At 51.9% G+C, this 13,388-nt stretch carries 10 protein-coding genes; all 10 read left to right on the top strand.

The genetic code is table 11. The annotated features are described in order from the left end of the window. Positions 1-72 precede the first annotated feature (72 nt). The 10 genes from secA (at position 73) to argH (ending at position 13,201) form a co-directional block, all read left to right on the top strand. The gene (gene secA / locus IEW11_RS02850) at positions 73-2,577 is read left to right on the top strand and encodes a preprotein translocase subunit SecA (RefSeq protein WP_188528858.1); all 2,505 of its coding nucleotides are present in this window, start codon (positions 73-75) and stop codon (positions 2,575-2,577) included. A 50-nt stretch (positions 2,578-2,627) separates the two neighbouring features. After that, positions 2,628-3,738 (top strand): peptide chain release factor 2 gene (prfB, locus tag IEW11_RS02845; RefSeq protein WP_188528856.1). Its coding sequence is split into 2 segments (ribosomal slippage): positions 2,628-2,699 and positions 2,701-3,738, totalling 1,110 coding nucleotides; the frame shifts between segments, so codons are not numbered across the junction. 249 nt (positions 3,739-3,987) lie between these two features. Beyond that, entirely contained in the window at positions 3,988-4,812 is an 825-nt protein-coding gene (locus IEW11_RS02840; RefSeq protein ID WP_373289298.1) for a YitT family protein, read from the top strand. A gap of 123 nt (positions 4,813-4,935) precedes the next feature. After that, positions 4,936-5,985, top strand: a complete 1,050-nt coding sequence (gene argC, locus IEW11_RS02835) for an N-acetyl-gamma-glutamyl-phosphate reductase (protein ID WP_229724932.1) — start codon at positions 4,936-4,938, stop codon at positions 5,983-5,985. A 62-nt stretch (positions 5,986-6,047) separates the two neighbouring features. Further along, positions 6,048-7,286: a bifunctional ornithine acetyltransferase/N-acetylglutamate synthase gene (gene argJ / locus IEW11_RS02830; RefSeq protein ID WP_188528853.1), complete on the top strand. Its 1,239-nt coding sequence runs from the start codon at positions 6,048-6,050 to the stop codon at positions 7,284-7,286. Between the two features lie 45 nt (positions 7,287-7,331). Beyond that, positions 7,332-8,129 (top strand): acetylglutamate kinase, encoded by a 798-nt coding sequence (argB, locus tag IEW11_RS02825; protein WP_188528852.1) that lies wholly within the window; start codon positions 7,332-7,334, stop codon positions 8,127-8,129. Between the two features lie 19 nt (positions 8,130-8,148). After that, the gene (gene argD / locus IEW11_RS02820; protein WP_188528851.1) at positions 8,149-9,345 is read left to right on the top strand and encodes an acetylornithine transaminase; all 1,197 of its coding nucleotides are present in this window, start codon (positions 8,149-8,151) and stop codon (positions 9,343-9,345) included. 113 nt (positions 9,346-9,458) lie between these two features. Next, a complete protein-coding gene (gene argF, locus IEW11_RS02815; protein WP_229724931.1) occupies positions 9,459-10,418 on the top strand; it encodes an ornithine carbamoyltransferase in 960 nt (319 codons plus the stop codon). 17 nt (positions 10,419-10,435) lie between these two features. Next, entirely contained in the window at positions 10,436-11,674 is a 1,239-nt protein-coding gene (locus IEW11_RS02810) for an argininosuccinate synthase (RefSeq protein ID WP_188528849.1), read from the top strand. A gap of 111 nt (positions 11,675-11,785) precedes the next feature. Then, positions 11,786-13,201 (top strand): argininosuccinate lyase, encoded by a 1,416-nt coding sequence (gene argH / locus IEW11_RS02805; RefSeq protein WP_188528848.1) that lies wholly within the window; start codon positions 11,786-11,788, stop codon positions 13,199-13,201. The last annotated feature ends 187 nt before the right edge of the window (positions 13,202-13,388 follow it).

The following is a 13,388-nucleotide window of genomic DNA, read 5'->3' as shown; positions in this document are numbered from 1 at the left end:
ATTGCGAGTGCCTGCACAAACTGATACAATTTAAGAATTGAGGCGAAACACGAAAGGGGTTTACTATAGACTATGCTCGGACTTGTAAAGAAAATATTCGGCGATGCCAATGAGCGTGAGATCAAGCGATTGATGCGCACCGTCGAACAGATCAATGGTATGGAACCGGATTTTGTGAAGCTGTCGGATGAGGCGCTGCGCGGCAAGACCGACGAGTTTAAAGCGCGGATCGAGAAGGGCGAGACGCTCGACCAGCTGCTCCCTGAAGTGTTTGCAACGGTTAGGGAAGCATCAAAGCGCGTACTTGGCATGCGGCATTTTGACGTTCAGCTGATTGGCGGGATGGTGCAGCACGACGGCAAAATTTCGGAGATGAAGACCGGTGAGGGTAAAACGCTTGTAGCGACGCTTCCGGTCTATTTGAATGCGCTGCTTGGCAAAGGGGTTCACGTGGTCACCGTCAATGACTATCTTGCCCAGCGTGACAGCGAGATGATGGGCAAGCTGTATGAATTCCTCGGCCTCACAGTCGGCTGCAATCTGAATTCACTTTCTCATGAAGAGAAACAACAGGCTTATGCGTGTGATATAACTTACGGAACGAATAATGAATTCGGCTTCGATTATCTGCGTGACAATATGGTCCTGTACAAGGAACAAATGGTACAGCGCCCATTGTATTTTGCGATCATCGATGAAGTCGATTCGATTCTCATTGATGAAGCGCGGACGCCGCTGATTATTTCCGGGCAAGCCGCCAAATCGACGGAGCTGTATTTTGCCGCAGACCGGTTTGTGGGCCGTTTGAAGCCGGAAGAGGATTACACAGTTGATATTAAGCTGCGTTCGGTTATGCTGACGGAGGCGGGCGTGGAGAAAGCGGAGAAGGCCTTCGCGATCGAGAACTTATTCGACCATGCGAATGTGCTGCTGAACCATCATATTCAACAGGCGCTCAAAGCCCATGCGATTATGAAGCGGGACGTGGATTATGTTGTGCAGGACGATGAGGTTGTCATTGTGGATGAGTTTACCGGCCGTCTGATGTCGGGACGCCGCTATAGTGACGGGCTGCATCAAGCGATCGAAGCCAAAGAACAACTCAAAGTACAGAACGAGAGCATGACGCTGGCTACGATCACATTTCAGAACTATTTCCGGATGTACCGCAAGCTTGCGGGAATGACCGGTACGGCGAAGACAGAGGAAGAGGAGTTCAAGCGGATTTACGGTCTTGATGTCATCCAAATTCCTACCAATCGCAGCATGATCCGCAACGATATCCCGGATGTCGTGTACAAAACGGAAAACGGTAAATTCAATGCGGTTGTTGAAGAGATCGTCGAGCGCCATAAGAAGAATCAACCGGTTCTGGTCGGTACCGTATCGATCGAGAACTCGGAACGTCTCTCAGACATGTTAAAGCGTAAAGGCGTTACCCATAAAGTTCTGAATGCGAAACACCATGCAGAGGAAGCGGAAATCATCTCGCGTGCCGGACAGGCCGGAGCCGTGACCATTGCAACGAACATGGCGGGTCGCGGTACGGACATCATTCTCGGTGACGGCGTATCGGACGTTGGCGGCTTGCATATTATCGGCACGGAACGGCATGAGAGCCGGCGTATTGACAATCAGCTGCGCGGACGGGCTGGCCGCCAGGGCGATCCGGGCTCATCGCAGTTTTATTTGTCGCTTCAAGACGAATTAATGCGCCGTTTTGGCTCTGAGAATATTATGGGTATGATGGACCGGCTGGGCTTTGACGAGGATCAGCCGATTGAGAGCAGAATGATTACGAAAGCAATTGAATCTGCGCAGAAACGCGTGGAAGGCAATAACTTTGATACCCGTAAAGTTGTCCTCCAGTATGACGACGTCATGAATCAGCAGCGCGAGATCATCTATAAGCAGCGCCGCGAGGTATTGTATTCCGAGAATATTCGCGAAATTGTGCTTGAGATGATCAAACCGGTCGTCGAGAAGATTGTAGACGCGCATTGCCCTGGCGAAGAAGTGCCGGAGGATTGGGATCTGCAGGCGGTTGTCGACTATGCCCATGCGAACCTTTTACAGGAAGGCACATTAACGAAAGATGATCTGTGGGGCAAGGAAAAGGAAGAGATCGTCGCGTATATTCTTGATAAGGTAACAAAGCTCTACGATGAGCGTGAAGAAGAGATTGGCGTGGAAACGATGCGCGAATTCGAGAAGGTCGTTGTGCTTCGTGCCGTAGATAGCAAATGGATGGATCATATCGATGCGATGGATCAGCTGCGCCAAGGGATTCACTTGCGTGCTTATGGCGGTACGGACCCGCTTCGGGAGTACCAGTTCGAAGGCTTTGAAATGTTCAAAGAGATGATCGACAGCATCCAAGAGGAAGTTACAAAGTATATCATGAAAGCCCACGTTGAGAACAATCTTGAGCGTAAGGCGGTTGCCCAAGGACAAGCGGTTGACAATAAAAGCGAGCCGCAGGCGAAGCAGCCGGCGCGCCGCGAAGAACGCGTCGGCCGCAATGATCCTTGCCCATGCGGCAGCGGTAAAAAATACAAGCAATGTCACGGAAAATAATCGGCTTGCATATCGTGAAGCCACAGTGAATATATGAGGTGAGAGTTAACATGATCGATATATCGGTAAAACAGGACCTGCGTGAAATGGCTAAGAAACTCCAAAATTTAAGGGGGTCTCTTTGACTTAGATATCAAGCGGGAAATGATCGAGAACTATGAGGAAAAAATGACTGCGCCTGATTTTTGGGATGACAACGAGAAGGCGCAGGGCATTATTGCGGAGCTTAACGGTATCAAATCCGTTGTGGAGCAGTATGAAAAGCTGCAAACAGAGCATGAAGACCTGCAAATGATGCTGGAGCTTGCCGAAGAAGAAGACGATGAAGAAATGGGCGCTGAGCTTACAGGCAGCGTGTCGGAGCTTGTTCGCAAGGTCGAAAACTTCGAACTTCAGCTGCTGCTGAATCAGCCGTATGATAAATTAAATGCCATTGTGGAGCTTCATCCTGGAGCAGGCGGCACGGAGTCTCAAGACTGGGGATCCATGCTCTATCGCATGTACACCCGCTGGGTGGAGAAGCGGGGCTTTAAGTATGAAATCCTGGATTACCAGGACGGCGACGAGGCAGGGATCAAGAGCGCGACAATCCTGGTCAAGGGTTATAATGCTTATGGCTATTTGAAGGCTGAGAAAGGGGTTCACCGGCTGGTGCGCATCTCGCCTTTCGATTCCGCAGGAAGACGGCATACCTCCTTTGTATCCTGTGATGTGATGCCAGAGATCTCCGACGATATCGAGGTCGAGATTCGTACGGAAGATTTGAAGATCGACACGTACCGCGCAAGCGGTGCCGGCGGTCAGCATGTCAATAAGACCGAATCGGCCATTCGTATCACGCATATGCCGACCGGCATCGTGGTTGCATGTCAGCTGGAACGTTCGCAGATCCAGAACCGCGAGCGCGCGATGAAGATGCTTCGTTCCAAGCTCTATGAGCGCAAGATTGAGGAGCAGCAAAAACATCTTGCCGAAATTCGCGGCGAGCAGTCCGAGATCGCTTGGGGCAGCCAGATTCGCTCCTATGTTTTCCATCCCTACAGCATGGTCAAGGATCATCGCACCTCGGTAGAAACCGGCAATGTCGGCGCTGTGATGGACGGCGATCTTGATGCGTTTATCGATGGTTACCTGCGCAGCCAGATCCGGTACGAGGCTTAATGCTCCCAGCAGACACGTATCATCTATTACATTCAGCCGCCTGAGGGTTTCCTTAGGCGGTTGTTCGCGTTAAGGATAAATAGAGATGCTGCCTGTCTCAGGAAAGCAGGCTCATATAAAGCATAAAAGGCAGGTTAGCTTACTATGGAGCATAGAGAAAAAGCAACAAAGGATCCCGATCCGATTCGAACGCATAAAAAAAGGCAGCGAAACGGACGGATCAAACAGCCGCCCAACGCAAAACAAACGATGTTCATCAATTTGTTCCTGTTGATGCTCGGTTCTTTTGTCATTGCTGTCAGCTTCAATCTATTCTTGCTCCCGGGCGGGATAGCTTCCGGCGGTGTATCAGGCATCTCGATTCTTGTGCAGCGCGTAACCGGCATTCCGCCTGCTTATACGCAATGGGCGCTCAATATCCCATTATTTATTGCAGGTCTGATGATGTTGGGCAGGCGCTTCGCGCTGCAAACGGCGATTGGCTCGATTCTGCTGCCATTGTTTGTATTGCTGACCGCGGATTGGCCATCGCCTACACATAATGCGCTTCTGGCGGCAATCTATGGCGGCATCGGCGTAGGGATCGGGCTGGGACTCGTGTTCCGAGGCCGGGGCTCGACGGGCGGCCTTGACTTGGCAGCGCAGATTTTACATAAATATACCGGTCTGCGACTCGGCTTGGCGATCGCTTGCTTCGACGGATTGGTCATTGCGGCGGCAGGGTTCATCATTTCTCCTGAAAACGCTTTGTACGCGCTAATCGGCTTGTTTGTCACAAGTAAAACGATCGACGTGGTGCAGACCGGCCTGCTCGTCTCAAAAGTCGCTTTTATCATCTCGGACAAAGCCGATCTCATAAGCACGACGGTATTGAACGATTTGGACCGGGGGTTAACGAAGCTCGATGCTCATGGAGGCTATACAGGTGAAGCAAGAAGCGTGCTCATGGTCGTTGTGGGGCAGAATGAGGTGTCTAAGCTGAAATTGCTCGTAAAGTCCGTCGATCCTGCCGCCTTTGTCATCATAAGCGATACGGCGGAGGTACTTGGAGAAGGATTCAAGCATACAGAATAAACATTGTATTTATATGAATATAAATGTATAATAATTCAGTGATGTTGGTCGGGTATTTTCTCCATGGTCGCCATGGTGTACAATGGATATTTAGGGAAATAACACGGATGGGAGAGAGGGTAAATGAGCGGCAAATTGAATGTGGCCATTGTCGGTTCGACCGGGTATGGCGGTGTGGAATTAATACGGCTGCTGACGGCGCATCCTCAAGTGGAAGTGACTTCGGTCATCTCTTCTTCTAGCGCAGGAACGCCAATTGCGGAGGGTTATCCTCATTTGACGGAGATTCGCACGGATCTGCTGGACGGAATTGAAGCGGCAGCTATTCGCGCAAAGGCGGATGTTGTTTTCTTGGCGACGCCTGCAGGGATTGCGGCAAAGCTGGCTCCCGAACTGCTGGCAGAAGGACTGAAAGTGATTGATATTTCTGGTGATTTTCGATTGAAGTCGCCTTCATTATATGAAGAATGGTATAAGAAATCGCCTGCCGAGGAGGCTTATCTTGCGCAAGCGGTTTATGGATTGGCAGAAGTGTTCGGTGAAGAGGTGCGCGGAGTGGATCTCATATCGAATCCAGGCTGTTATCCGACGGCAACGCTTCTTGGATTGGTTCCTGCTGTGAAAGAAGGTTGGATCGATCCGGCTACCATTATTATCGATGCCAAATCGGGGGTTTCCGGAGCGGGCAGGGGAGCGAGCCTTGGCACGCACTATTCGGAAATTAACGAAAACTTTAAAGCTTATAAAGTAAATAAACATCAACATATCCCGGAAATCGAACAAGTGCTCACGCGGGTCGCGGGAAAACCGGTCGTGACAACGTTTACGACGCATCTGGTGCCGATGACAAGGGGCATTATGAGTACAATGTACGCGACGATTCAAGGGGAGCACACCGATCAGGATTTCATTGACCTCTACCGCCGTTATTATGAGGGCCGGAAGTTTGTGAGGGTTCGTCAAGCGGGACAATGGCCGGCGACAAAAGAAGTGTGGGGCTCCAATTATTGCGATATCGGGTTTGCCGTAGATAGCCGTACAGGGCGTTTGACGATTGTATCGGTGATTGACAATCTCGTCAAAGGGGCAGCGGGCCAAGCGATTCAGAATTTAAACCTGATGATGGGCTGGGATGAAGGACTCGGATTGAACTTCGTGCCTGCTTACCCGTAAGTAACGATGTATGAAGCTGTTGTGCTTTGCCATGACGAATAAAGAAGGAGATTGAAAGCATCATGGGATTGGGGAATGAAAAGGCCTATACGATCGTGCCGGATGGCTCGATCACAACACCGAAAGGCTTCAAAGCCGGAGGGCTGCATTGCGGTTTGAAAAAAACAACACGCCATGATTTGGGCGCTATCTTATGTGAAGTGCCTGCGACGGCGGCAGGTGTCTACACCACGAACAAAATTCAAGCTGCGCCGTTAAAAGTGACACGCGAGAGCATCGGCCAGGACGGGACGCTTTGCGCGATCCTCGTTAACAGCGGCAATGCCAACGCATGTACAGGCAAACAAGGGGAAGCGGACGCTTACCAGATGCGCAATACCTTCGCAGAAGCAATGGGCCTGCCAGGTCACCAGGTTGCTGTAGCTTCTACCGGTGTCATCGGCGAGCTGCTCAAGATGGACCGCGTGCTTAGCGGAATCGAGTCACTTCCTTCCCGGCTGGCATCTTCGACCGAAGGCGCGGAGGATTTCTGCCAAGCGATCTTGACCACTGATCTTGTGCAAAAAATGGTGTGCGTAGCGGTGCAGGTTGACGGTCAAACGGTACATATTGCCGGCGCAGCCAAAGGCTCGGGCATGATCCATCCGAATATGGCTACAATGCTCGGCTTTGTGACGACGGATGCGGCGATCAGCAGCGATGCGCTGCAGAAGCTGCTCCGTAAAGCAACCGATTTGACTTTCAACATGATTACGGTGGACGGAGATACGAGTACGAACGATATGCTTGTTGCGATGGCAAGCGGGCTTTCGGGTACGCCGGAATTGACCGAAAGCCATCCCGACTATGCAACGTTTGCCGAAGCGCTCCGCTACGTATGCGAAGTACTGGCTAAAGCGATCGCGCGCGATGGCGAGGGAGCGACGAAGCTTGTAGAAGTACAGGTTCGTGGAGCGGTTAGCGATGAGTCAGCGCAAGCGATTGCCAAAACGGTCATCGGTTCATCGCTTGTCAAATCAGCGGTATTCGGCGCAGATGCGAACTGGGGTCGCATTATCGCAGCGGTAGGACGTGCCGGTGAACCGGTGAATCCGGATGCGGTCGACATCCGCCTTGGCGATATTTTAACATTGGAGCAATCCAGGCCCGTTCCGTTTGATGAGGAAGTAGCCCTCGAATATTTAAAAGGGGATACGGTAGTCATTCATGTCGATTTGCATCTTGACAGCGGTCAAGCAACCGCCTGGGGATGCGATCTGACTTACGATTATGTGCGCATTAACGCGGCTTACCGGACCTAACGCAGACGGTGGTTCGAGGTAAGTGAAAGGGAGTAAAGATCGAGCATGGAAACAAAGGAACAGCGGTTTGTGATGAAATGCGGCGGCAGCACGCTCGCTGCGCTGCCTGCATCCTTTTTCGAGGATTTACGTGCTTTGCAGGAGCAAGGCGTGCGGCCGGTCATTGTACATGGCGGCGGACCGGCGATTTCGGAGACGTTAACGAAGCTTGGCATTGAATCGGAGTTCGTGAACGGCCTGCGCAAGACAAGCGATGAGGTGCTGGATGTCGTGGAGATGGTGCTGGCCGGCCGAATCAATAAAGAAATCGTGCGCAAAATCGGGCAAAGCGGCGCGAAGGCGATCGGATTATCCGGCGTGGATGGCCAGCTTATCCAAGCAAAGCCTGTAGCGAACAGTGCTGAAATCGGATTTGTCGGTGAAGTAACCGACGTCAATGCGGAAGTTATTGAAGGCGTAATGGGCATGGGCTACATTCCGGTCATTGCTCCGATCGGCATCGATGCGGGCGGACAGCGTTACAACATTAATGCAGATACAGCAGCAGGTGCGGTAGCTTCTCACCTTGGCGTCGAGCGTATGATCGTCGTGACCGATGTGCCGGGCATTTTGAAAGAGGTAGACGGTGTGAAGCAGGTACTGCCGACCGTCACCGTTGCACAAATTGATCAAATGATCGAATCCGGTGAAATTTATGGCGGCATGATTCCAAAGGTGCGCGCAGCGGTACAATGTATTCAAGGGCGTGTTCAAGAGGTTGTGATCGTGAGCGGAGAAGAGCCGGGCGTGCTTAGCAAGGCGGTCAAAGAAGGCGGCATCGGCACAAGAATTATTCAATCATAACGAAGGGTGGCGGCGGACAATGAGTGATGTGAAAGGGAGCGAAAGCTCGTTATTCCCAACCTATGCAAGGTATCCGGTGGCGCTGGTCAAAGGGCAGGGCAGCTGGCTGTGGGACGATAAAGGCACGAAATATCTCGATTTCATGTGCGGGCTTGCGGTGACGAACCTCGGCCATGCGCCGCAGAAGATCAAGGAAGCGCTGGTAAAACAGCTTGATGAGCTTTGGCATGTGTCGAATCTGTTTCACATCCCGAATCAAGAGGAAGCGGCCCGCCTGTTGACGGACAACAGCTGCGCCGATGCGGTATTCTTCTGCAACTCGGGTGCAGAGGCGAACGAGGCGGCGATTAAGCTCGCCCGCCGTTATCATCAAAAGGTGCTCGGCAACGGGCGCTACGAGATCATTACATTTACGAATTCGTTCCATGGCCGGACCCTGGCGACACTGACGGCAACCGGACAAGACAAGGTCAAAGAAGGCTTCAGCCCGCTGCCGGAAGGCTTCCGTTATGCGCCGCTGAATGATGAAGCGGCATTGGAAGCTGCAATTACGGATCAAACTGCAGCTATCATGATTGAGACGGTTCAGGCAGAGGGCGGCGTCCATCCTGTGGAGCCGGCTTTCATGCAGTTTGCAGCAAAGTTATGCGAGAAACACGGCATCCTGCTGATCGTTGATGAGATTCAAACCGGCATGGGCCGTACAGGCAAGCTGTTCGGATTTGAACATTATGGCATCGAGCCGGACATCTTTACGTTAGCGAAGGGACTTGGCAGCGGTTTTCCTGTGGGAGCCATGCTGGCCAAGGGCAAGCTGCGCGAAGCATTTTCTGCGGGCAGCCACGGTTCTACATTCGGAGGCACGCCGATTGCAACAGCGGTGGTCAAAGCGACCGTTGAGACGATTGTTGGCGATCGCGTAGCCGACCAAGCCGCGCAAGCGGGCGAGTATTTGGTCGGACAGCTGAGGACGTCGCTGGCAGGCAATCCGTTTGTCAAAGAAGTGCGCGGCAAAGGGCTGTTGATCGGCATCGAATGCGTACAGCCGGTCGGCGATTTGATTACGGAGGCGCGTGAGCGCGGGCTGCTCGTTGTGACGGCAGGACCGAATGTCATCAGGCTGCTCCCGAACTTGCTCGTGACCAATGAGGAAATCGATCAGGCAGTGGGCATTTTGTCCGCTCTGCTGGCAGAACAGACGGCTGCGGCGCAATAACAAAGGGAGTAGCGGGACTCAGGTCCAGCTACTCTGCATGTCCATGTATGTCCGACACCTATGCCAAGACAAAGAAGCCGCATATAGACACTAGATCAAAAGGAGTGAATTCATTGGCACAAGATACAATTAAAGAAGAATTGGCTCAAAGCTTGAAAGGCCGGGATTTTCTGGCGCTTGCTGATTACAGCCCGGAGGAAGTGCGGTACCTGATTGATTTAGCCATTGATTTAAAGAAAAAGCAAAAAGCCGGGGAGACCTATCACCCGCTAAAAGGCAAGACGCTGGGGATGATTTTTGAGAAATCCTCCACACGTACACGCGTTTCTTTTGAAGTCGGGATGTATCAGCTGGGGGGACACGCATTGTTCCTCAGCCGCAATGACCTGCAGATCGGACGCGGGGAGACCATTTGGGATACAGGCCAGACGATGTCACGTTATCTAGACGGCATCATGATCCGTACGTTTGCGCATCGCACAGTTATCGATTTGGCGCGTGCGGCGACCATTCCGGTCATCAATGGATTGACCGACCGTTCCCACCCATGTCAGGCGCTGGCTGACTACCAGACGGTTTTGGAGCACAAGGGCCGTTTGGAAGGGCTGAAAATCGCCTACATCGGCGACGGCAATAACATGGTTCATTCCCTGCTGATGGGAGCGGCCAAGCTGGGGATGCATATGTCCGTTGCAACGCCGGAAGGGTACGAACCGGATGAACAAATCATCCAAAGCACGAACGAGACGGCCGCCGAAACCGGCTCCAAAATCCATGTCTGCCGTGATCCTAAGGAAGCGATTGAGGGTGCCGATATCGTCTACACTGATGTATGGGCAAGCATGGGCTTCGAGGAGGAGCAGAAAGAGCGTGAGCTTGCTTTCGCAAATTACCAGGTGAATGATGAACTTATAAAATATGCGAAGAAAGACTACTTATTCATGCACTGCCTGCCTGCTCACCGCGGGGAAGAAGTGAGTGAGAGTGTCATCGACGGAAACAACTCGATCATCTTTGATCAAGCGGAAAACCGCCTGCATGCGCAAAAAGCCATCATGGCTGCTATTATGTAAAGGAGCGATTCAAAATCATGGCAAAAGAAAAAATCGTATTGGCCTACTCGGGCGGACTGGATACTTCCGTCATTCTTAAATGGCTGAAAGAAACGTATGATGCGGAGATTATCGCATTTACTGCCGATATCGGGCAAAAGGAAGAACTCGATGGTTTGGAGGAAAAAGCGCTGGCTACCGGTGCGTCCAAGGTATACATTGATGATTTGCGTGACGAGTTTGCAAAAGATTTTATTTATCCGATGTTCCAATCCGGCGCGCTCTATGAAGGTCAATATTTGCTTGGCACCTCGATTGCCCGCCCGCTGATCGCGAAGCGGATGGTGGACATCGCCCGTGCTGAAGGCGCTACTGCAATTGCGCACGGCGCGACAGGCAAAGGAAACGACCAAGTGCGCTTCGAGCTTACTGCTGCAGCGCTTGCTCCGGACCTTGGCGTTATTGCGCCTTGGCGTTTGGAAGCGTTCCGTGAGCAATTCCCAGGCCGTGCAGAGATGATCGCCTATGCGGAAAAGCATGGCATTCCTGTACAAGCTTCAGCAGCGAAGCCTTATTCCATGGACCGCAACCTGCTGCATATTAGCTTTGAGAGCGGCATGCTGGAGGATCCATGGTTTGATCCAAGCGCGGAATCGAACCGCGATATGTACGTGCTGAGCGTATCCCCTGAGGATGCACCGGATCAAGCGGAATATGTGGAGCTTACTTTTGAAAGCGGGAATTGCGTCGCGATTAACGGCGAACAGCTGAGCCCGCTGGGCGTTATGGATAAACTAAACGAGCTGGGCGGCAAGCACGGCATCGGACGCGTCGATATGGTAGAGAACCGTTTTGTCGGCATGAAGAGCCGCGGTGTGTATGAAACGCCGGGCGGATCAATCCTGTTCACCGCTCACCGCAAGATGGAATCACTCACGATGGACCGTGAAGTGATGAATCTGCGTGATTCTTTGATCACCCGATACAGCACGCTTGTATACAACGGCTTCTGGTTTGCGCCTGAGCGTCTGGCGCTGCAAGCGCTCGTAACCGAAAGCCAGAAGAATGTTACCGGTGTGGTGCGGGTGAAGCTGTATAAAGGCAACATCATCGGCGCAGGCGTCAAAAGCCCGGTCAGCTTGTATAATCCGGACATCGCGACCATGGAAGCCGATCCATCCAAAGCTTATGATCAAGGCGATGCAACAGGCTTTATTCGTCTGAATGCCCTTCGTCTCAAGGTCTCTTCGGGTGTAGAGCAGAGCAAGAAGCAATAACATAACGAATCAGGCGAAAATCCAAGCTGCTGATAAGACCCCTCTTATTACAGCTTGGATTTCCATGCGTATAGCTGAGTAACGTAAGGAATGAAAAGGAGTGTATCGACAGTGAGCAAATTATGGGGCGGTCGTTTTACGAAAAAAACAGACCAACTGGTTGAGGAGTACACGGCATCCATAACGTTTGACAAGGAATTGGCCGAAGAGGATATTCAAGGCAGCCTTGCCCATGTGGCGATGCTGGGCAAGCAGGGAATTCTGCCTGCCGATGATGTGGATACGATCAAGGAAGGATTGCTGCGCGTGCTTCAGCGTATCAAGCGCGGCGATATTGAATTCTCCGTCACCGATGAAGATATTCATATGAACATCGAGAAAACGCTGATCGATGATATCGGTCCGGTAGGCGGTAAGCTCCATACCGGACGCAGCCGTAATGATCAGGTTGCGACGGATATGCACTTGTATTTGCGCAAGCGCGTGGTTGAATTCATAGAACTGCTGCGCAAGCTGCAGGAATCGCTTGTTGGACAGGCCAAGGCGAACCTGGATACAATTGTGCCGGGATACACCCACTTGCAGCGGGCACAGCCGATTCTGTTCGCGCATCATCTTATGGCATACGTATCGATGTTCGGCCGGGATATCGAGCGCCTGCAGGACAGCTATAAACGCGTCAACACGCTTCCGCTTGGTGCTGGTGCGCTAGCGGGTACAACCTTTCCGATCGACCGCCATTTTGTCGCGAAGCAATTGAATTTTGACCGCGTGTATGAGAACAGCCTTGATGCGGTAAGCGACCGTGACTTTATTCTTGAGTTCCTGTCGCATGCCTCCATTATCATGATGCATCTGTCGCGTCTTAGTGAAGAGCTGATTCTATGGTCCAGCACGGAGTTTCGGTTTGTTGAGCTCGATGACGCCTTTTGTACCGGGAGCAGCATCATGCCGCAGAAGAAAAATCCGGATGTGCCTGAGCTTGTTCGCGGGAAAACCGGACGTGTCTACGGCAACCTTGTCGGCCTGCTGACTGTACTCAAATCACTGCCGCTTGCCTACAATAAGGATATGCAGGAAGACAAAGAAGGCATGTTTGATACCGTACGCACAATGCAGGGTGCGCTGCAGCTGTTCGCTCCGATGATTGCCACGATGAAAGTGAACAAGGAACGGATGCGCCAAGCGGTTAACCAAGACTTCTCCAATGCGACGGATATTGCCGACTTCCTGGTGGGCAAAGGCCTGCCGTTCCGTCAAGCGCATGAGGTCATCGGTAAAACCGTATTATATTGCATTCAGCAGGACAAGTACTTGCTTGATCTGACGATCGATGAATTCAAAGAATTTTCTCCTCTCTTTGACGAGAACATTTACGAAGTGTTGCAGCCGGAGCAGGTTGTTAATGCCCGCAATGTATACGGCGGCACCGCGACAACTCAAGTCAGCGACGCGATTGCTCGTGCGGAGCAGTCACTTAATGAAGTTTCGGCTTGGGTAAGCGAATATTCGGAACGTTGCAAGTAATTTCAATTTGTTCTCAAGTGAATAGAGCGTACCCTGAAGCAAACAGACAGAGTCCGAAGCATGCAGCGTGTGCCTCGAAAACCAAATGAAGAGAGACGTCATGGAAGCTAGACGATAAAACCAGAAAAAGCCCCGTTCTCGGGGCTTTTACTTGTCTTATAGCTATGCCGGAGAGGCGATCAACGCC

The sequence above is a fragment of the Paenibacillus abyssi genome (genome assembly GCF_014640295.1).
GTDB classification, from domain to species: domain Bacteria; phylum Bacillota; class Bacilli; order Paenibacillales; family Paenibacillaceae; genus Paenibacillus_D; species Paenibacillus_D abyssi.
This window is presented reverse-complemented; position numbering and strand designations above follow the sequence as displayed.